17 protein-coding genes are annotated in these 19,260 nt (G+C 71.5%); 13 read left to right on the plus strand and 4 right to left on the minus strand.

From position 1 onward, the window contains the following. Nucleotides 1–11 precede the first annotated feature (11 nt). From ACQ860_RS01810 to ACQ860_RS01840, 7 genes are all read left to right on the plus strand, one after another. The gene (locus ACQ860_RS01810; RefSeq protein ID WP_431301699.1) at nt 12–806 is read left to right on the plus strand and encodes an FAD binding domain-containing protein; all 795 of its coding nucleotides are present in this window, start codon (nt 12–14) and stop codon (nt 804–806) included. 4 nt (nt 807–810) lie between these two features. Further along, the gene (locus tag ACQ860_RS01815) at nt 811–1,446 is read left to right on the plus strand and encodes a LysE family translocator (RefSeq protein ID WP_431301700.1); all 636 of its coding nucleotides are present in this window, start codon (nt 811–813) and stop codon (nt 1,444–1,446) included. 100 nt (nt 1,447–1,546) lie between these two features. Then, nucleotides 1,547–1,876, plus strand: a complete 330-nt coding sequence (locus ACQ860_RS01820; protein WP_431301701.1) for a hypothetical protein — start codon at nt 1,547–1,549, stop codon at nt 1,874–1,876. Between the two features lie 46 nt (nt 1,877–1,922). Then, nucleotides 1,923–2,318: an AtzH-like domain-containing protein gene (locus ACQ860_RS01825; protein ID WP_431301702.1), complete on the plus strand. Its 396-nt coding sequence runs from the start codon at nt 1,923–1,925 to the stop codon at nt 2,316–2,318. Then, on the plus strand, nt 2,318–3,574 hold the full coding sequence (locus tag ACQ860_RS01830; protein ID WP_431301703.1) for an NAD(P)/FAD-dependent oxidoreductase: 1,257 nt from the start codon (nt 2,318–2,320) through the stop codon (nt 3,572–3,574). Before ACQ860_RS01825 ends, ACQ860_RS01830 begins: the two co-directional genes overlap by 1 nt. Nucleotides 3,575–3,673: 99 nt before the next feature. Further along, nucleotides 3,674–4,429 carry a cold-shock protein gene (locus ACQ860_RS01835; protein WP_431301704.1) on the plus strand — a complete coding sequence of 252 codons (756 nt, stop codon included), beginning with the start codon at nt 3,674–3,676 and terminating at the stop codon, nt 4,427–4,429. A 92-nt stretch (nt 4,430–4,521) separates the two neighbouring features. Further along, nucleotides 4,522–4,815, plus strand: a complete 294-nt coding sequence (locus ACQ860_RS01840) for a hypothetical protein (RefSeq protein WP_431301705.1) — start codon at nt 4,522–4,524, stop codon at nt 4,813–4,815. 3 nt (nt 4,816–4,818) lie between these two features. Here the strand turns inward: ACQ860_RS01840 and ACQ860_RS01845 are convergent, their stop codons facing one another. Together ACQ860_RS01845 and ACQ860_RS01850 are read right to left on the minus strand one after the other, a co-directional pair. Continuing rightward, nucleotides 4,819–5,649 carry a sulfite oxidase heme-binding subunit YedZ gene (locus tag ACQ860_RS01845; RefSeq protein WP_431301706.1) on the minus strand — a complete coding sequence of 277 codons (831 nt, stop codon included), beginning with the start codon at nt 5,647–5,649 and terminating at the stop codon, nt 4,819–4,821. Next, entirely contained in the window at nt 5,646–6,557 is a 912-nt protein-coding gene (locus tag ACQ860_RS01850) for a mitochondrial fission ELM1 family protein (RefSeq protein WP_431301707.1), read from the minus strand. The genes ACQ860_RS01845 and ACQ860_RS01850 overlap by 4 nt, the downstream gene beginning before the upstream one ends. 53 nt (nt 6,558–6,610) lie before the next feature. On the opposite strand from ACQ860_RS01850, the gene ACQ860_RS01855 reads away from it, so the two are divergent. The 5 genes from ACQ860_RS01855 to ACQ860_RS01875 all read left to right on the plus strand — a co-directional run bounded on the left by ACQ860_RS01855 (nt 6,611) and on the right by ACQ860_RS01875 (nt 11,188). Further along, nucleotides 6,611–7,336, plus strand: a complete 726-nt coding sequence (locus tag ACQ860_RS01855; protein ID WP_431301708.1) for an orotate phosphoribosyltransferase — start codon at nt 6,611–6,613, stop codon at nt 7,334–7,336. Further along, a complete protein-coding gene (locus tag ACQ860_RS01860) occupies nt 7,333–8,982 on the plus strand; it encodes a peptide ABC transporter substrate-binding protein (RefSeq protein WP_431301709.1) in 1,650 nt (549 codons plus the stop codon). The genes ACQ860_RS01855 and ACQ860_RS01860 overlap by 4 nt, the downstream gene beginning before the upstream one ends. Next, nucleotides 8,982–9,353, plus strand: coding sequence for a VOC family protein (locus ACQ860_RS01865; RefSeq protein WP_431301710.1), 372 nt, complete (start codon nt 8,982–8,984; stop codon nt 9,351–9,353). The genes ACQ860_RS01860 and ACQ860_RS01865 overlap by 1 nt, the downstream gene beginning before the upstream one ends. Then, entirely contained in the window at nt 9,350–10,264 is a 915-nt protein-coding gene (locus ACQ860_RS01870; RefSeq protein WP_431301711.1) for an ABC transporter permease, read from the plus strand. The genes ACQ860_RS01865 and ACQ860_RS01870 overlap by 4 nt, the downstream gene beginning before the upstream one ends. A gap of 108 nt (nt 10,265–10,372) precedes the next feature. After that, nucleotides 10,373–11,188: an ABC transporter permease gene (locus tag ACQ860_RS01875; protein WP_431301712.1), complete on the plus strand. Its 816-nt coding sequence runs from the start codon at nt 10,373–10,375 to the stop codon at nt 11,186–11,188. Here the strand turns inward: ACQ860_RS01875 and ACQ860_RS01880 are convergent. Together ACQ860_RS01880 and ACQ860_RS01885 are read right to left on the minus strand one after the other, a co-directional pair. After that, on the minus strand, nt 11,185–12,681 hold the full coding sequence (locus ACQ860_RS01880; protein ID WP_431301713.1) for a M81 family metallopeptidase: 1,497 nt from the start codon (nt 12,679–12,681) through the stop codon (nt 11,185–11,187). The genes ACQ860_RS01875 and ACQ860_RS01880 overlap by 4 nt on opposite strands. Further along, the gene (locus ACQ860_RS01885) at nt 12,662–15,592 is read right to left on the minus strand and encodes a bifunctional [glutamine synthetase] adenylyltransferase/[glutamine synthetase]-adenylyl-L-tyrosine phosphorylase (protein WP_431301714.1); all 2,931 of its coding nucleotides are present in this window, start codon (nt 15,590–15,592) and stop codon (nt 12,662–12,664) included. Before ACQ860_RS01885 ends, ACQ860_RS01880 begins: the two co-directional genes overlap by 20 nt. Nucleotides 15,593–15,612: 20 nt before the next feature. Here ACQ860_RS01885 and ACQ860_RS01890 point away from each other — a divergent pair, with 20 nt between their 5' ends. Next, nucleotides 15,613–19,206: a hypothetical protein gene (locus ACQ860_RS01890; RefSeq protein ID WP_431301715.1), complete on the plus strand. Its 3,594-nt coding sequence runs from the start codon at nt 15,613–15,615 to the stop codon at nt 19,204–19,206. The last annotated feature ends 54 nt before the right edge of the window (nt 19,207–19,260 follow it).

Genomic DNA, 19,260 nt, shown 5'->3' on the forward strand with positions numbered 1-19,260 from the left:
GAGCGACCCGCATGTATGATTTCGCCTACCACAAGCCCGCTTCCGTGGCCGATGCCGTCAAGCTCCTGGCGGCCGATCCGGAGGCCAAGCCCGTCTCCGGCGGCCACACGCTGCTGCCCGCGCTGAAGCACCGGCTGAACAAGCCCTCCGCACTGGTGGACCTCTCCGGCATTGCGGAGATGAAGGGGATCAGGCGCGAAGGGAATTCGCTCATCATCGGCGCGCTGACCAAGCATGTCGAAGTGGCGAAGAGCGCCGAGGTGAAGGCCGCGATTCCCGCGCTGGCCTACATGGCGAGCCATATCGGCGACAACCAGGTCCGCAACCGCGGCACCATCGGCGGATCGGTCTCCAACAACGATCCGGCGGCGGATTACCCGGCGGCCGTGCTGGGCCTGGGGGCGACCATCCACACGAGCAAGCGCAAGATCGCGGCGGATGACTTCTTCCAGGGCATGTTCACGACGGCGCTGGAGGAGGGCGAGATCCTCGTCGCCATCGAATTCCCGATTCCGGAGAAGGCGGGCTACGCCAAGCTGAAGAACCCGGCCAGCCGCTACGTCATGGCGGGCGCCTTCGTCTCCAAGGGCCCGTCGGGCCTTCGCGTCGCCATCAACGGCGCGGGACCCTGCGTGTTCCGCCAGAGCGACATGGAGGCCGCGCTCGGCCGCAACTGGTCGCCCGATGCGGTGGCGGGCGTGAAGCAGCCGGCCGATGGGCTGAACAGCGACATCCATGGCAGCGCCGAATACCGCGCGCATCTGGTGACGGTGATGGCCAAGCGCGCGGTCGCCGCCGCGGGCTGAGATCGTGGCGGCCGACCAGATTCTTTTCTTCCTGGCGGCCGCCTCCCTCCTGGCTCTGACCCCGGGGCCCGGGATGTTTTACGTCGGCGCCCGGACACTTTCGGGCGGACTGGGCGCGGGGCTTTCCTCCACTCTCGGCACGGGGGTCGGCGGCCTCGTCCACGTCCTGGCCGGGGCCTTCGGCGTGTCCGCGCTGATCCTCGCCAGCGCCGAGGCCTTCACCGCGATGAAGCTGCTGGGCGGGTTCTACCTCGTCTGGCTTGGCTGGCGCTCCTGGCGCGAGGCGGGGGCGGCGCTGCCGTTGGACGCACCGCTGCCGGCGCTGGGCCTTTGGCGCACCTTCCGAGAAGGCGCGGTGGTCGAGGCGCTCAACCCCAAGACGGCGCTCTTCTTCCTGGCCTTCCTGCCGCAATTCGTCGTGCTCGAGCGTGGCGGCGTGGTGGAACAGTTCCTGCTGCTGGGCGGCATCTGTGTGGCGCTCAACACGCTGGTGGATGCGGGCGTGGCGCTGGCGGCGGGGCGGTTGCGCGGGGCCTTCGACCAGCGCGGCGGGCTGCTGCGGCGGATGCGGCAGGGCAGTGCGGCGATGATCATGGCGCTGGGGCTTGGCGTGCTGTTGCTGCGACGGCCGGCCGCCTGACGCCGTGGCGGCGCGTCGGCTCCATAGCGTTCATGACGCCGCTGCCGAGCAACTGACCTGGAGCGTCCTTGCATTCCGTGAGACTGCGTGGACTGCTGCGATGTCGCTCGCGAGCGCGGCAGAGGGCATCCTGCGGGGTGAAGCTTCGTCGGCAAGATACGATGTCGTGAAAGACCTGCGCGATACCTGCGGAGATGAAGCGGCAAGGCGGTCCAAGCCGAACGCAGCGATTCAATGGTTACGCCATGCCGGACCAACTGGGGCTGCAAGTGAATGGGGGCCAGCCGATGCGGCTCTTTGGATCACCAGCGCGGCGCTGGAAATGGAGCGCGCGTTTCCAGACCAGCCGTTGCCGCTGGCCGCGCACGAATTCTTGCGACAGCAGGATGCCGAGCTGAAAGATGGCAAGAGCCTTCCCCGGCGAGGGTAGCCGCCACATGCTGGCCCTCGCCGGGCTGGCCGCCTAACATCAAGCCATGCAGCTCGACGATCCCGGCGTCATCGCCGAAGCCCGTGCCGTCTTCGACCGATACGAGGACGCGCTGATGAACAACCGCACCGAGGTGCTGGACAGCATCTTCTGGGCCGACACGCGCACGGTGCGATTCGGCATCACCGAGATCCTCTACGGGATCGAGGCGATCCGCGCCTTCCGCTCCAGCGTGAAGGCCTATGCGAAGCGGGTGCAGAAGTGCGTGCACATCACCAGCTTCGGCCAGGACTTCGCCTGCACGCATCTGGAATATGAGCGCGTCGGCACCGGGCTGATCGGGCGGGAGACGAAGATCATGGTGCGCCTCCCGGATGTGGGCTGGCGCGTGGTCTCGGCGCATGTTTCGCTGCTGACGAACACCGATCCGGGGAGGGTCTGATGCACGTCGCCATCCTCGGCGGCGGCATCGTCGGCGCCTGCACCGCGCTCGCGGCCCAGCGCGCGGGCTTCACCGTCACGCTGATCGAGCCCGAGACGCCGGGCGGCGAGCAGGCGGCGAGCTATGGCAATGGCTGCTGGCTCAGCCCCTCCAGCGTCGTGCCGCCCGCCGTACCGGGCCTCTGGAAAAAGCTGCCCAAGTTCCTGAGCGACCCGCTGGGTCCGCTCGCCATCCGCTGGCGCTACCTGCCCCAGGTGGCGCCCTGGCTGATCCGCTACCTGCTGGCCGGCTGGACCGAATCGCGGGTGATGAAGACCGGCCACGCCCTGCGGGCGCTGGTCGCCGGCGCGCCGGAGCTGCACGCAGCACTCGCCGAGGAAGCCGGCGTCGGCCATCTGATCGAGCGGCGCGGCCTGCTCTACATCTACCCGAGCCGGGCGGATTTCGAGGCCGAGGCGCTGGCCTGGCGCGTCCGGCGCGAGACGGGCGTGAAGTGGCTCGAACTCAGCGAGGACGAGCTCCGCCAGCGCGAGCCGGACCTCGACCGCCGGTACAGCTTCGGCGTTATGGTGGAGGAGGGGGGGCATTGCCTCAATCCGGGCGCCTATGTCGCGGCTCTCATCGCCCAGGCCGAGGCGCAGGGGATGAAGCGCCTCGCGGCGCGCGCGACCGGATTCGTCATGGATGGGGGCCGCCTCAAGGCCATCCGCACCGACCAGGGCGACGTCCCGGCCGACAAGGCGGTGATCTCGGCCGGCGCCTATTCGCGCGTCCTGGCGCGCGCCGCGGGCGATGACCTACCGCTCGAGACCGAGCGCGGCTACCACGCCGTGATCGCCGATGCCGAGGCCGGCCCGCGCACGCCGATGATGCCCTCCGACGGCAAGATGAGCCTGACCTGGACGGCGACGGGCCTGCGGGTGGCGGGCCAGGTGGAGATCGCGGGGCTTGAGGCCGCCCCCAACTGGAAGCGCGCGGAAATCCTGCGCGATCATCTGCTGCGCAGTTTTCCTGGCCTGCCGCGGGATTTGCCCGCCGATCGGGTGAAATTCTGGATGGGCCATCGCCCCTCCATGCCCGATGGCCTGCCCTGCCTCGGCCCTGCCTCGGCGAGCGCCGATATCCTGCACGGCTTCGGCCATGGGCATGTGGGGCTGGTGGCCGCACCGCGCTCGGCGGAACTGCTGGTGGCGCTGCTGGCGGGGAAGCCCGCGCCCATTCCGGCGGGACCTTATTCGCCCGGGCGGTTTCGGTGAGTTTTTTGCGTGCATTTCCAAATCAGCAGTGGCATGGTTCGGATACGCCGGCCCAGCATCCCGTTTGGCTGCGAACACTAGCGTGGATTGAAGAGCGACGTGTCTGACGATTATTCGCCTGCGGGCGGTGACACTGGCCTGATCGAGGCCAAGGTGAAGTGGTATAATGGGCGCAAGGGCTTCGGCTTCGTGCTCGGCCCTGATGGGCAGGATGTGTTCTTCCACGCATCCGCGTTGACGGATGCGGGCATCGAACAGCCCGACACCGACGATATTCTGGTGTGCGAGATCGGGTCCGACCGTCAGGGTCGCCGGCTCGTCACCCGCATCACCGAGTTGAAGCGCGGCCCGGGTGGCGGTGCGTCGCGCGGTGGCTTCGGCGATCGTCCGCCGCGTCGTGACTTCGGCGGCCCCGGTGGCGGTTTCGGCGATCGTCCGCCGCGCCGTGACTTTGGTGGCCCCGGCGGCGGTTTCGGCGATCGTCCGCCGCGCCGCGACTTTGGTGGCCCCGGTGGTGGCTTCGGCGACCGTCCTCCGCGCCGTGATTTTGGCGGCGGCGGTGGTGGCTTCGGCGGCCCGCGCTCCGGCGGCTTCGGTGGTGGTGGCGGCGACCGGCCGCCGCGCCGCAACTTTGATGAGGGCACCGGCCCGGTCTATCCGCTGAACGGCACCGTGAAGTGGTTCGACCAGGTGCGTGGCTTCGGCTTCGTGACGCCGGAAGATGGTGGCCAGGACGTGTTCCTGCACTCCTCCGTCCTGACGCGCGCCGGCCGCACCGACCTCGCTCAGGGCGAGAAGGTCTCGCTCGATGTGCGTGACGGCCAGCGTGGCCGCCAGGCGATCGGCATGAAGTAAGCCTGGCGCTTCGGCGCTGGCTTGGCGAAGGCCCCGCGAGAGATCGCGGGGCCTTTTGCGTTTCTTAACCTGCACGGACGCAGCCTCAGGGCATGCGCTTCCTGCTTCTCGGCCTGCTGATGAGTTGGCCCGCCGCCGCCCAGGTTCCGATCTGCCAGGCGGAGCGCGAGGGGATGACCGCCTGCTTCGATGGCCGCCTCTGCCGCTGCCGCTTTGAGGCGGGCGGGCAGCTCACCGGCCGGTCGGACGGCTTCCGCTGGGATTGCGGGGCGCTGCGCCCCGATTGCCGGCCGGCACCCGCGACGCTGCCACAGCCCGATGCGCCGCCCTGGCCGCAATACATCCCGCCGCCGCAGCTCTGGCTGCAGCCCCCCAAGCCGCGCTGACGCTCACGCCCGCGCCACGCGCCGCCAAAGCGTGAGCCCCGCCGCGAGCAGCGTCACACCCGCGCAGATCATCCCGGCCAGAACCGCGGGCCGCGGCCCGAAGGCGAGGTCCAGATTGGCCATGGCGATGCGCCCAGCCGGCAGGTTGGAGAAGGCCGAGTACCAGAGGTACTCGATCAGCACGCCGCCCAGCAGCGCGGCGAGGGTCAGACCCATCAGCGCCAGCAGGTTCGTTTGCCAACGGGCGGGCAAAGCGCGCCAGCCCAGCAGCCAGACCAGTAGTCCGGCCAGCACCACGGCGCGCGAGATGTCGGATTTCGACTGGATGAAGGCATGCAGCAGCCCCAGCAGCATCACCGGAAACACCAGCCGGTGCAGCCGCTTCCAGCCCCGCCCGAGCCGCTTCATCCAGCCATCGGTGGAGGTCCAGCCCAGCACGACGAGGCCCAGCAGCGCGGCGAAGCCGATGGTGAGATAGACGCGGCTCACGATCTCGAGGCCCACGCGCAGCAGCCGCCAATTCTGGTCGCCGATGTAGAGTAGGAAGTGCAGCAGCACCCAGGCGAGCGCGCCGAGGCCCAGCATGCGCCGCAGTTGGAAAAGCTTCGGCCAGCCCAGCACGCGGCCGAGCGGCGTGACGGCGAGCGTCGCCACCAGCAGGCGGATGGCCCAGCGCCCGGTCTCATGCGTCGCGGCTTCCAGCGGCTCGGGGCCGAGGCCATCGCTCAGCCAGAGCTGCAGGAGGCGCAGCGCGGGCAGCGTCATGACCAGCAGCGTGATGATACGCAGGACAGAGAGCCGGCCCGCGCGGTCGCGCCAGGGGGTGAAGCTCATGCCCAGCCCCGGGCGCGGATCTCGGCCACCACGCGCCCCGTCTCGTCCCGCGCCGCGCGGGGCGGGGGCAGGGGGTCGCCCAGCCGCGCCGCGAGGCTGGCGCTGAGCAGGCTTCGGATCATGGCCTGATGGCGTGGCCCGAGTCCGCCGGGGTCGGCCACGAGGATCGGCGCCTCGGTGATCAGCGCCTCGGAGAGCATGGAAATCGAATCACCTGTCACGACAAGCCGATCGGCCTTGGCCAGCATGGCGAGATATGGGTTCGCCCCGGGCCCGCCCCAGGGATACAGGACATGCGGAAAATTCCGCAGCGTGGCGGCTACCGCCTCGGTGGCGGGCGGGCCGGTTCGGCGGGAGGCGGTGACCAGAAGGCTGGCACCCAGTCCCATGGCCTCTGTCGCGATCCGCGCGGCCTGCCCGGGGTCCAGCCCCTCGCCGCGCACCGGCCCTCCCAGCAGCAGCGTGACGATGGGCCGGGGCAGGGTGGCGAAGTCGGGGAAGGCCGCCGGTGCCGCGGCCAGCGCCTCGGGCGTCAGGCGATGGGTCGCGCCCTGGATCACCAGCACATTGGGCGCCGGCGCCGGGTGGTCATGCGCGCCCAGCAGCAGCAGGTCGAAATCGCAGGCGCCGAAGCCCGGCCGCATCGCATGCACCGTTCGCGCCCCGCGCCGCCGCAGCCAGCGCGACACCGGCGCCGAGCGCCGCCCGGCCGAGATCACCAGGCTCGGCCAGGGCGGCACGAAGGCGCTGCGGTCGGCCAGGCCCACCAGCGTCGGCCAGGGCCAGGGCAGCTTGGCGAGCGGCCCGAAGCGCAGCGGCACGCGGCGGAAGGGCAGCCCCAGCCGTTCGGCGATGCCCAGCGCCTGCGCCGCCGTACCCGCGCGCGGATCTTCCAGCACCCAGATCATGGACGGCGAACGCAGCCGGCGTTACGAGACGCCATCAGGATCGGAGTGAGAGAATGAGCGGCCATCACGCCTCGGATTGGGACAGGGACGCGGCACTGACCACGGCGCGCATCCTGCTGGAGATCAAGGCGGTGAATTTCCGCCCCGAGGAACCCTATACCCTCACCTCCGGCTGGAAGTCGCCCGTCTACATCGATTGCCGCAAGATCATCTCCTACCCGCGCGCGCGCACCCGCATCTGCGACCTGGGTGTCGAGAAGATCAACCGGAACGTGGGCTTCGAGACGATCGAGAGCATCGCCGGCGGCGAGACGGCGGGCATCCCCTTCGCGGCCTGGATCGCCGACCGGATGAACCTGCCCATGGCCTATGTGCGCAAGAAGCCCAAGGGTTTCGGCCGCAACGCGCTGATCGAGGGCGATGTGCCCGTCGAGCGCGAGACGCTGCTGGTGGAGGACCTCACCACCGACGGCGCGAGCAAGATCCGCTTCGCCGAGGCGCTGCGCGAGGCGGGCGCGAAATGCGCGCATACCTTCGTGGTGTTCTACTACGGCGTCTTCCCCGGCAGCTTCGAGCAGATGAAGGCCATGGGCCTCTCGCTGCATCACCTCGCCACCTGGTGGGATGTGCTCGAGGTCTGCCGCGAGCGCGCCTATTTCCCCGAATCCGCGCTCTCGGGCGTGCGCAAGTTCCTGGAGGACCCGGTGGCCTGGTCCCGCGCGCATGGCGGCGTCGGCAGCCTGGAGGAGGCGCTGGCGCACAAGGGTAAGGCGGGTTGATCCGCCTTCTCGTCACGCTGCTCTGCCTCGCGCTGCCCGCGCTGGCGCAGCCCCAGCGCGACACGCTCACCATCGGCATCACGCAGTATCCGTCCACGCTGCATCCCAACATCGAGAACATGGTGGCGAAGTCCTACACGCTGGGCTTCGTCCGCCGCCCCGTCACCGCCTATGACGCCGACTGGCAGCTGATCTGCCTGCTCTGCGAGAGCATCCCCACGCTGGAGAATGGCCTCGCCGTGCGGGAGACGACGCCCGACGGCAAGCCCGGCCTGCGCGTCACCTGGCGCCTGCGCGAAGGGCTGCGCTGGGGCGATGGCACGCCCATCACCACCGAGGATCTGCGCTTCACCTATGATGCGGGCCGCGAGGGGACGACGGGCATCGGTCCCGCCGAATTCTTCCGCTCGGCCTATGAGTTCATCGCCGAGGACGCCCGGAGCTTCACGCTGCGCTTCGACCGCGTGACCTTCCAGTTCGCGAGCCTCGGCGATTTCGCGCCGCTGCCCGCGCATCTGGAGCGCGCCCGCTGGGAGAGCGACCCGCGGACCTATCGCACGCGCACGCTCTATGACACGGAGCCGGCCAACCCCGGCCTCTGGAACGGCCCCTACCGGATCACCCAGGTGCAGGCGGGCAGCGCCATCACGCTGGAGCGCAACCCGCATTGGTCGGGCCCGGCTCCAGCCTTCCGCCGCATCGTGATCCGCACCGTGGAGAGCACGCCGGCGCTGGAGGCGCAGTTGCTCGCCGGCCAGGTGGACATGATCGCGGGCGAGCTCGGCCTGCCGGTGGAGCAGGCGACCGCGTTGATCCGGCGCACGGGGAACCGCTTCCGCGCCGAATACCGCCCGGGCCTGATCTATGAGCACATGGACCTGAACCTCGATGTGCCCGCGCTGACCGACCGCCGCGTGCGCCAGGCGCTTCTGCTGGCGCTGGACCGCGGGCAGATCGTCGCGCGCCTCTTCGAGGGGCGGCAGACCGTCGCGCAGACCAGCGTGAACCCGCTCGACTGGCCGCATGACGCCGATGTCCGCAGCTACCCCCATGACCCCGCACGCGCCGCCGCGTTGCTGGCGGAAGCCGGCTGGACGCCGGGGCCCGACGGCATCCGCCGCAACGCCGAAGGCCAGCGCCTCTCCTTCGAGCTGATGACCACCGCCGGCAACCGCTCGCGCGAGGCGGTGCAGCAGGTGATCCAGGCGCAGTGGCGGCAGGTGGGTGTCGAGGCGCGCATCCGCAACGAGCCGCCACGCGTGCTCTTCGGCGAGACGCTCTCGCGCCGCCGTTTCCAGGGTGCCGCGCTTTTTGCCTGGGTCTCGGCGCCCGAGAGCGTGCCGCGCTCAAGCCTGCATTCGGACGAGATTCCGCGCGCCGAGCGCAACTGGTCCGGCCAGAACTATGCGGGCTTCCGCAACGCCGAGATGGACGCGCTGCTGGAAGCCCTGCCGCAAGAGCTGGATCGCGAGAAGCGGCGCGTGCTGTGGCACCGGCTCCAGGCGATCTATGCCGAGGAACTGCCGGCGCTGCCGCTCTGGTTCCGGCAGGACGCGCATCTCTGGCCCGCCTGGCTCACCGGCGTGCGCCCGACAGGGCATCTGAACCCCTCCAGCCTCTGGGTCGAGGAGTGGCGTGTGCGCTGATGCTGGACCATGTCTCCATCACCGTCTCGGAGCTGGCGCGCAGCGCGCCCTTCTATGACGCGGTGATGGCGGCGCTTGGCGTCCCTTGTGTCTGGCGTGAGGCGGATGCCATCGGCTACGGCGCGCGGGACAGCGGCGCGGGCTATCTCACCATCCGCCAATGCCCGGGCGTTGTGGCGGATCGCCGGCATTGGGCCTTTCGCGCGCCGGGCCGCGCCGCGGTGGACGCCTTTCACGCGGCGGGCCTTGCCATGGGCGGCACGGATGACGGCGGGCCCGGCCTGCGGCCACACTACCACGCGCATTACTACGCCGCCTTCCTGCTCGATCCGGACGGCAACCGCGTGGAAGCGGTCTGCCACGCGCCATGATCCGGCTGGTCCTCTCGCGCCTTGCGCAGATCGCCGCCACCGCCGCCATCCTCTCGCTTTGCGCCTTCCTGCTCATTGCGCTCATGCCGGGCGATCCGATCGACCTCGCCATCGCGGGCGATCCGCGCCTTTCGGCCGAGGATGCGGCGCGGCTGCGCGCGCTGCACGGGCTCGATCAGCCGCTGATGGCCCGCTACATCGCCTGGGCGGGCGCGGTGCTGGAGGGGCGCTTCGGACATTCGCGCCTCTTTGCCCAGCCGGTCGCGGCGCTGCTCTGGCCCGCGTTGCTGAGTTCGCTCGAATTGCTCGGGCTGGCGCTGCTGCTGGCGGCCGGGTTCGGCATCGCGCTCGGCGCCCTGGCGGCGCTGCGGCCGCGCGCGGCACCCTTCGTGCAGGGGCTGGCGCTGGTGGCGCAGGCCGTGCCCTCCTTCTGGCTGGGCATCCTGCTGATCATCCTGTTTGCCGTGCAACTTGGCTGGTTGCCGGCGGGAGGCGAGGGCGGCTGGAGCTACCTGATCCTGCCGGTCGCCACCCTCTGCTTCGCCAATCTCGCCGCCTATGCCCGGCATGGCGCCGCCGCGCTCGCCCATGCGCTGAACGAGCCGCATATCCGCACCGCCCGCGCCAAGGGCGCCGGCGAGCGGCGCATCCTGCTGGCCCATGCCCTGCCCAATGCCGGCGTGCCGCTGCTGACCATCGCCGCACTCGATGCCGGCGCGCTCGTCTCGGGCGCGCTCATCACCGAGACGATCTTCGCCCGCCCCGGCATGGGCAAGCTGATCTACGACGCTGTCATGGGCAATGACTTCAACCTCGCCTTGCTGGCCCTGCTGGTGGTGGCGGTGGTGACCATGCTGGCGACGCTGGCGGCCGATCTCGCCCAGCGTTGGCTGGATCCGAGGGTGGCATGATGACCGGCCGATTCACGCCGCCGGGCTTCGCCCTCTGGCGATCGGACGTGGCATGATGACCGGCCGATTCACGCCGCCGGACTGCGCCCTCCGGCGATCGGACGTGGCGTGAGGGCGGGCCTCGCCCTGCTGGCGGCGCTTGTCCTGGCCGCGCTCGCCGCGCCCTTCGCGGCAGCCGCACTGGGCCATGATCCCTTCCTGCCCGACCTCTTCAATCGCTTCGCGCCCCCCAGCGCCCAACATCCGCTCGGCACGGATGAGTTGGGCCGCGACCTGCTGCTGCGCCTGCTGGAGGGCGCGCGCGTGTCGCTCGCGGTGGGCCTGCTCGCCGCCCTTGCCGCCACGCTCATCGGCACGCTGGTGGGGCTCATGGCGGCCTGGCGCGGTGGGTTCTGGGATGCGGTGCTGATGCGCCTTGCCGACGGGCTCCTGGCTCTGCCGGCCCTGCCGCTGCTCGTGATCCTGGCCGCACTCGACCCCGCCGTGCTGGGCCTGCCGCGCGGCGAGGCGACGGCCGACATCCTGCGCATCGCCGTGCTGCTCGCCGCCTTCGGCTGGGTCGGTGTGGCGCGGCTGGTGCGGGCCACCGCGCTCTCGGTCCTCGCGCGGGATTTCGTGCGGGCGGCGCGGGCACTCGGCGTCTCCGAGGGCCGGGTGCTGTGGCGCCATGTGCTGCCGGAACTCGCGGCACCCATCGCCATCGCGACCGCGCTGGCCGTGGGCGGCGCCGTGCTGGCGGAGAGCACGCTGAGCTTCCTCGGCCTCGGCATCGCGCCGCCGGCGCCCTCCTGGGGCAACATGCTGGCCAATGCGCAGGAACTGGTCTTCCAGGCGCCGCTCGCGGCCCTGTGGCCGGGGCTGGCCATCCTGCTGACGGTGCTGGGCTGCAACCTCGTCGCTGATGGCGTGGCGCGCCGGCGTTAGGGGTTCTCCACCTTCGGCCAGTAGCGGCCGGTGAAGCGCCGGTAGGGGATGGCCGCGAAGTCGCGCAGGATGCCGGCCTCGGCCGCGCAATAACGGACCTCCCGCGCGAGCGGCGCGAAGGCCGCGTAGAAGTGCTGCGAGGACTTGACGACGACCAGGCGCTTGTCATGCAGCGTGCAGCCAAGCCCGGTGAAGGCGTCCGGGTGGAACACCTGCTGACGCGCGCTGGACAGGATGATGTGGATGCCTCCATCTCCACTTGGCGCCTCGATCCAGGCCGATGGCCCCATCTCGCTCCGCCCGCCCGAAAGCCCCGACTGCACATGGCGGTCCGTCACCGCATGCACGCGCACCATCAGGTCCAGCGGGTCGCCCGACATCAAGCCGCATTTTCCACCCAGCCGCAGCGGCATGACGGCGCCAGCCCCGGCCTCGCGCAGGAACGAGACGGCGATGGGGTCCCAGAACATGCCGATCGCCGCTTCGCGGACGCCGCGCGCCAGCATGCGCGCCAGCATGGCCGTGCAGTCCGACGGCGCGCCGCCGCCCGCATTATCCGAGGTTTCGGCCACCACCGTCGTGCCGGACGGCGCGGCCAGCGCCGCGTCAATCGCCTGGTCCGGCGTGTCGAAGCGCTTGCGGGTCGCCTCGCGCATCGCCCAGATGCGCTCGCCCCAGGCCCGCGCGGTGCGGGCGGCATGGCCCGCATCCCCATCGGCGATGGCGAGCACCTTCGCGCCCACATGCGGCACGTCCCCCCAGGGGAAGCCATGCGCGAAGGAGAGGGAGAGGATCTCGCCCCGCGCCTCGGTGGCCAGCATGTCCGCCACGAGGCCCTTCATCGGCTCCACCGGGGTCTGCCACATGTTGATCATGTGCAGCGGGTGGTACGCCATGACGGGCCGGATCTCCCGCCGCGCCGCGCGCAGGGCGAGGCGGAACAGGTCCGCCGCGCGCTCGGCCATGTCGGTATGCGGGTATTCCTTGTAGATGACGACGAGGTCCGCATTCGCGCGCAGCGTCTCGTCCAGGTGGCAATGCAGGTCGAGTTCGACGCCGATCACCACCTCAGGCCCCACGATTTCCCGCACGCGGCGCACCAGGTCGCTTTCGCAGTCGTCATAGCCCTCGGCCACCATGGCGCCGTGCAGGTTGAGCAGTACGATGTCCACCGGGCCGGCCGCGCGCAGATCGGCCAGGATCAGCTCGCGCAACTCCTCAAAGGCGGCGCGGGTCGTGGTGCCGCCGGGCTGGGCGTTGGCCGTGATGCTCTCCACCACGCCGATGTCCGCCTCCGCCGCCAGCCGGCGCCAGGCGATGAGCGGGACGTTGCCCCAGAAGGGCGGTGCCTGACTGCCCGCGTTCCGGCTGAAGCCGTTGCCGAGGAACGCCTCCCGTCCCGTCGGCAATGGTGAGAAGGTGTTGGTCTCGGTCAACAGTGCCGCCATGAAGAGCTTCATCGCAGCCGCCCCCTCAGCCGAGCGGGCCGACATGGCGGAGGAAGCTCGCGCGCACCGCCTCGGCATGGCCCTGCATCACGTCCCGCAGGTGCGAGAGGCTCTGAATCTCCTCATGCACCAGCGTGCCGGCGCCATGGCGCAGCGCCTCCTCCACGGTCACCGGCAGGCCGGGTTCCTTCCATTTGCCGACGGTCAGGCGCAGCAGGCCAAGCAGCGCGCGCCAGAGGCGTTCGGCCTGGATCAGCGTCGCCGCCTCGCGCTCCTCGATCAGCCCGGCGCGGCCGAGTTCGCCGAGCACCAGCCGTGTGGTCCGGCGCAGCAGGCGCGGATGGTGCGCGGCATGGGCCACGGTCAGCGCCTGGGCGATGAACTCCACCTCGACCAGGCCGCCCGGCATGGCCTTGAGGTCCCAGGGGCCATCGGCCGGTAATTCGCGCAGCATGCGCGCGCGCATCTGGGCGGCGTCCTTCAGCACGGCGGCGGCGTCGCGCGGTTCGGTCAGCGCGGCGTCCAGCGCCGCCTCGATGCGCTTGGTCAGCGCCGCGGGCCCGGCGATGACGCGCGCACGGGTCAGCGCCATCCGCTCCCAGGTCCAGGCCTCCTCGGCGTGGTAGCGCGCGAAGGTGGAAAGCCGCACCGCGACCGGGCCCTTGTTGCCCGAGGGCCTGAGCCGCATGTCCACCTCGAAGGCGCGCCCGTCGCGGCCGGGCGTGGTGAGCGCGGCCACCACCTGGTGCGAGAGGCGGATGAAGTATTCCGAGGGCGCCAGCGAACGCGGCCCGCCCTCGCTGCCCTCCGTCTCGGGCTCGTGCTCGTAGGTGAAGATCAGGTCCAGGTCGGAATTGGGCAGCATCTCCCGCCCGCCGAGCTTGCCGAGCGCCATCACCGCGAATTGCCCGCCCGGTACGCGGCCGAAGCGGCGGGCGAAGTCGCGCTCGACGGCCGGCAGCAGGGCGCAGATCGCCGCCTCGCCGACCGCGCTGCGCGCCTCGCCGCTGGAATCCGCATCCATCCGGCCTTCCAGCTCGGCCGCGTCCACCTCGAAGATGCGCTCGGTGACGAGGCGGCGCGTGGCTTCCAGCGCATCCTCGAGGTCGCGCGCCTCGCGCAGCAAGGCGGGCAGGGCGGCGAGCGGCTTCTCGCCGGGTGCGGCGTAGCTGCCGGCCAGGAGTCCCTCCAGCGCCGAGGGGCGCCGGGCTAGGTGGTCGGCCAGTTGCGGAGCGGCGCCCAGCAGCGCCGCCAGCCGGTCCATCAGGCGCGGATTGCGGTGCAGCAGCGAGAGGAACTGCACGCCCGCCGAGAGCTGGCCCAGCAGCCGGTCGAAGCGCGCGATGGCGGCTTCCGGCTCGCGCTGGCGCCCGAAGGCGGCCAGCAGGGCGGGCATCAGCTCGGTCAGCAATTCGCGCGCGCGCTCGCTGCGGGTGGCACGTGGGCGGCCATGATGCCAGCCGCGCACCATGGCGGCGATCGAAGGCGCCTCCCGGAAGCCCAGGCCCCGCAGGCTTTGCAGCGTCTCGGGGTCATCCTCCACGCCGGTGAACACCAGGTTGCCCGCGGCCTGGGGCGCCGTCAGCCGAGGCGCCGCCTCGAAGAGATGGCTGTAATGGCCCTGCACGCGGCGCTGATGCGCGGTCAGCGCCTCGGCGAAGCTCGCCGTGTCGGGGTAGCCCATGAAGCTCGCGATGCGGGCCAGTTCCTCCGGCTCCTCCGGCAGGCGATGGGTCTGCCGGTCATGCACCATCTGCAGCCGGTGCTCGGTGTTGCGCAGGAAGACGTAGGCATCCGCGAGGTCGGCCGCGGCACGGCGGTCCATCTTGCCGGCGGCCGCCAGCAGCGAGAGCGCGCCCAGCGTCGTCGGGTCGCGCAGCGCCGGGTCCCGCCCGCCCCAGATGAGCTGGAGCACCTGCACCGTGAACTCGATCTCGCGGATGCCGCCGCGCCCCAGCTTGACGTCGTGCCCCGCCACGGCAATCTCGCCACCCGCGCCGCGTTCGGCCTTGTGCAGATGGATTTGTCGCTTGATGGAATGGATGTCGGCGACGGCCGCGAAATCGAGGTGACGCCGCCAGACGAAGGGGCGCAGCTCGCGCAGGAAGGCCTCGCCCGCCGTGCGGTCGCCCGCCACCGGCCGCGCCTTGATCATCGCCGCCCGCTCCCAGTTCTGGCCGAGACTCTCGTAATAGGAGAGGGCCATGGGTACGCTCACGCAGAGCGGCGTGGCCGCCGGGTCCGGGCGCAACCGGAGGTCGGTGCGGAAGACGTAGCCTTCGCCCGTGCGTTCCTCCATGAGGCGCACCAGGTCCCGCGCGATCCGGATATAGGGCGCCGCGCCATATTCTTCGTGATAGGAAGGCCCCTCCGGGTCATGCAGCAGCAAGAGGTCGATATCCGAGGAGTAGTTCAGCTCGCGCCCGCCGAGCTTCCCCATGCCAAGCACGATGAGGCCGGAGCCCTTCGTGATCTGCCGGGGCTCGCCCTTGGTGCGGGCCAGCCGGATCTGTCCGCGCCGCGCGGCCTCCAGCAGCAGGTGCGCGCAGGCGAAATCGATGGTGAGGTCCGCCAGCTCGCTCAGCGCGCCGGTGACGCGGTCGAGCGGCCAGAGGCCGGCCAGGTCCGCCGCCGCCGCCACCAGCGCGCCCTGGCGCTTGGCGCGGCGCAGCAGGCTCATCACCGCCTCGCGGGGGGAGGCCGGGTCCGCCTTGGTCAGCGGCTCCAGCGCGCATTGCATGGCCTCCTCGGCGCCACGGTCGAGCAGACGCAGCAGGCTCGGCGCCTCATGCCAGCAGAGGTCGCTGAGATAGGGGCTGTGCGCGGCCAGCACGTCGAGCAGCGGCGCCGCATCCTCGCGCGCGGCCAGCGCTTGCTGCGCGGCGTCGCCCTCGGCGAGGCGGGCGCGCAGCAGGAGAATCGCCTGGGGGTCGTAGAGGGGCCTCGTGTCGTTCATGCGACAGGGGAGACGCCGCGATGAGCGCGGGTCAAGCCCCGCGCCGGCACGGGCCGCTCGCGCTGCGACTGTGCCTCGGCCTTCTCGCCGCGCTGCCGCTGCTGGCGGGGCTGGCGCTGGGAATGCTGGCATGGCGGCTCTCCACCGATCCGGTGTCGAGCAGCTTCCTCGCGCGGCGGATCGAGGCGGGGGTGAACCTTCCCGGCAACCGCCTGCGGGTCGAGATCGGCCGCGCCACCATCGCCTGGCAGGGATGGCATGGCGAGGGCGCGCCGATCGATGTCCGCCTCTCCGACGTCATCCTGCGCGACGCCGCGGGGCGTGAGCGCGGGCACCTGCCGGATGCGAATGTCACGCTCGCCCTCGGGCCGCTGCTGCGCGGGGTGCTGGCGCCGGCCAGCATCGAGATGCACGGGCCGAGCCTGACCCTCCGCCGCGACACGGAGGGCGGGATCGCGCTTGACAGCGGCGCGGCCGAGCCGCCCGCCGCGGAGGCCGACCCCCATGCCACCCAGGAAGGCTTCGCCGACATCCTGGCCGACCTGATGCGCCCGCCGGAGGACCGGCTGCGCCACACCTCCTTCCGGCGAATGCGCGTCACTGGCGGGACCGTCACCGTGCGGGACGATCGGCTCGGCTTCGACTGGGCGCTGAAGGACCCGATCCTCGACCTGCGCCGCCTGCCGGCCGGCGGCCTGGAGGCGGATGGCGAGGCGACCTTGCAGGTCAACGGCGTGGACATCCCGGTCCATGTCACCGGCAGCGTGCTGGGCGCGCCGTTGCGCTTCTCCGTCGGCTTTGACCTGCCGGTGCTGCGCCCCTCTGAGGTTTCCACCCTGCTGCCGCCGCTTGGGCCGCTCGCCATCCTGAACGCGGCGGTCGCCATCCGCGCCTCGGCGGATTTCGACGCGGTGGGGCGCAACACCGGCTTCGGCCTGGCGCTGGTGGCCGAGGAGGGGGGCGCCCTGCAGCTCACCCCACGCACGCGGTTGCCTTTCCAGCGCCTCGTCGCGCGCCTGGCCGGCAGCGAGACACGCATGGCCCTGGAGGAGGCGCGGCTCGAGCTGCCCGGCACCCATGGCGCGACGCTCGAGGCCGATGGCGACCTGCGCCGGACGGAGCAGGGCTGGGCGGGCGAATTGCGCGCCTCGCTCGACCGGCTCGACCTGGCAGAACTCCCGCTCCTCTGGCCCAATGACCTGGCGCCCGAAACGCGCGAGGCGGTGCGCCTCGCCATCCCGCAGGGCATGCTGCGCGAGGCCAGCCTGCGCCTGGGCATCGCCGCCGGCGCCGAGCTGAACGACTGGCGCGCGACGGAAGGCCGCGTCGCGGGCGGGTTGAGCGAGACGCGCCTCGCGCTCCCGGCCGGCGGCGCCCTCGCGATCCAGGCCGCCAGCTTCCATGCCCGCGCCTCGGGCGACGCCATGGCGATCGAGACGCTGACGCTGCGCCTGCCTGCGCCCGGTGGCGTCACCACCCTCGAGGCCAGCGGCGAGGCGCGGCTGGAGGCCGGGCGCTGGCGCGGCGCGCTCGACCTGGCACTCGACCGCGTGGCCCTGGCCGATCTCCAGGTGCTCTGGCCGGCCAGCCTTGCCGAGGGCGCGCGGGACTGGATCACCGGCAACATCACGACGGGCGAGGCGAGCGGCGGCCGCTGGCGGATCGAGGCCGAGAGCGCGCCCGGCTTCGCCGACGCGGCGGTGAAGGGCCTGACCGGCACGGCCGACCTCCGGCAGGCCACGGTGCATTGGCTGCGCCCCATGCCGCCGGTGCGCGGCGTGCATGGCCGGGCGCAATTCGGCCTGACCGAGATCACGGTGCAGACCACCGGCGGGCGGCTCGACAATGCCGCGGGCCAGCCGGGCGGCATCGAGCTCAAGCCCTCCACGCTGCGCTTCCTGCTGCCCCCGGGCGGCACCGCCAGCACGGAGATGGCCATCCAGCTGGCCGGTCCCGTCACCGAGACGGTGGCCATCCTCCGCCATCCCCGGCTGCGCCTCTTCGAGCGGCGACCCTTCCCGGTGCAGCCGGTGGCAGGCACGCAGGAGGGGCGGCTCAACATCGCCTTCCCGATGGTCGCCGACCTCAGCATGGACATGGTCCGCCTGAACGCCGAGGCGAAGGTGAGCAATGGCCGCTTCACGCGCCTCCTGCTCGAGCGCGACCTGGAGGAGGCCAGTTTCGACCTGACGGTGGACATGGACCAGCTGCGCCTGAACGGCACGGCCTCGCTGCTCGCCGTGCCGCTGCGCCTCAATGTCGAGATGGATTTCCGCGCGGGCCCCGCGAACCAGGTGGTGGTACGCGAGGTGATCACCGGCCGCCCCGATGCGCGCCGCATCGCGGAGCTCGGCTTCGACATGGGCGCGCTGGTGAGCGGGCCCATCGCGCTGGAGGTGCGGACCGAGCGCCGGCGCAACGGGCAATACACGGTGAACCTGCGGGGAGATCTGCGCGATTCCGTGCTGGCCTTCCGGCCACTCGGCTGGAGCAAGCCCGCCGGCAGCCCGGGCCGGGCCGATGCGTCGCTGCGGCTGCAGGGCGACCAGCTCACCAGCATCGAGGGCATCCGGATCGAGGCCCTGGAACTGGCGCTGCGCGCCCGCGCCGTCGCCCGTGCCGGCCGCATCGAGCGCGTCGAGCTGCAGGAGACGGGCTTCGGCGCGAGCCGCCTTGTGGGCGATGCGCGGGCGCCCAGCGCGCCGGGCGGCGCCTGGTCCATCTCGTTGCGCGGCCCGGTGCTGGATTTGCGCTCGCTCTTCGGCCCCTCGGGCCATGTCGCCGGCGGCGCGCGCGAGGCCGAGCCGGTCGAGGGGCCGCAGCCGCCCCTCGCGCTCGACCTGCGCTTCGACCAGGTGATGCTGGCGCCGGGGCGGGATGTCTTCGCCGCCCAGGCGCGCGGCCGGCTCGACACAGCGGGCGTCCTGCGCGAGGCCCATCTGCGCGCCCGCACCTCGCGGACGGCGGGCAATTTCGACCTCACCATGACGCCGCGTGGCGAGGCGCGGCACTTGCGCGGGAATGCCGAGGATGGCGGCGCCCTGCTGCGCGCCTTCGGCCTTATCGGGACCATCGATGGCGGGCGCATGCAGCTGAACGCCGAATACGCGGAATCGCGCCCCGGCACGCCGCTCACCGGCACGGCGGAGCTGGAGGGCTTCACCGTCCGCAACGCGCCGGCGCTGGGCAAGCTGCTCCAGGCCATGACGCTCTTCGGGCTGGTCGAGGCGGTGCAGGGCGGCTCGGGCCTCGTCTTCAGCCGGGCGGTGGTGCCCTTCAGCCTCTCGCCGACCGAGTTGCGGCTGAACGATGCCCGCGCCTTCTCGGCCTCGCTCGGCCTCACGGCCCGCGGGCGGGTGCTGCGCGAGCGCGTGATCCTCGACCTCGATGGCACCATCGTGCCGGCCTATTTCTTCAACACGCTATTGGGCAACCTGCCGCTGGTGGGGCGCCTCTTCAGCCCCGAGGCGGGGGGCGGGGTCTTCGCCGCCACCTTCCGCGCGCAGGGCCCGCCCGAGGATGCGGAGATCACGGTCAATCCGCTGGCCATGGTCACGCCGGGCTTCCTGCGCGGCATGTTCGGCCTGGCCGAGACGGCCCGGCCGGGGCGTTAGGGATTCCTTCACAAAGGGCGACGGATCATCCGGACATCTTCGCAGAACAGGTGT

The organism is Sediminicoccus sp. BL-A-41-H5 (genome assembly GCF_050632405.1).
Taxonomy (GTDB): domain Bacteria; phylum Pseudomonadota; class Alphaproteobacteria; order Acetobacterales; family Acetobacteraceae; genus Roseococcus.

Coding starts and splice junctions, on each gene's coding strand:
- ACQ860_RS01820 (WP_431301701.1), top strand. CDS start 1,547: ATGTCGCTCGCGAGCGCGGCAGAGGGCATCCTGCGGGGTGAAGCTTCG.
- ACQ860_RS01865 (WP_431301710.1), top strand. CDS start 8,982: ATGCTGGACCATGTCTCCATCACCGTCTCGGAGCTGGCGCGCAGCGCG.
- ACQ860_RS01870 (WP_431301711.1), top strand. CDS start 9,350: ATGATCCGGCTGGTCCTCTCGCGCCTTGCGCAGATCGCCGCCACCGCC.
- ACQ860_RS01850 (WP_431301707.1), bottom strand. CDS start 6,557: ATGATCTGGGTGCTGGAAGATCCGCGCGCGGGTACGGCGGCGCAGGCG.
- ACQ860_RS01825 (WP_431301702.1), top strand. CDS start 1,923: ATGCAGCTCGACGATCCCGGCGTCATCGCCGAAGCCCGTGCCGTCTTC.
- ACQ860_RS01840 (WP_431301705.1), top strand. CDS start 4,522: ATGCGCTTCCTGCTTCTCGGCCTGCTGATGAGTTGGCCCGCCGCCGCC.
- ACQ860_RS01855 (WP_431301708.1), top strand. CDS start 6,611: ATGAGCGGCCATCACGCCTCGGATTGGGACAGGGACGCGGCACTGACC.
- ACQ860_RS01880 (WP_431301713.1), bottom strand. CDS start 12,681: ATGTCGGCCCGCTCGGCTGAGGGGGCGGCTGCGATGAAGCTCTTCATG.
- ACQ860_RS01890 (WP_431301715.1), top strand. CDS start 15,613: ATGAGCGCGGGTCAAGCCCCGCGCCGGCACGGGCCGCTCGCGCTGCGA.
- ACQ860_RS01845 (WP_431301706.1), bottom strand. CDS start 5,649: ATGAGCTTCACCCCCTGGCGCGACCGCGCGGGCCGGCTCTCTGTCCTG.
- ACQ860_RS01830 (WP_431301703.1), top strand. CDS start 2,318: ATGCACGTCGCCATCCTCGGCGGCGGCATCGTCGGCGCCTGCACCGCG.
- ACQ860_RS01810 (WP_431301699.1), top strand. CDS start 12: ATGTATGATTTCGCCTACCACAAGCCCGCTTCCGTGGCCGATGCCGTC.
- ACQ860_RS01885 (WP_431301714.1), bottom strand. CDS start 15,592: ATGAACGACACGAGGCCCCTCTACGACCCCCAGGCGATTCTCCTGCTG.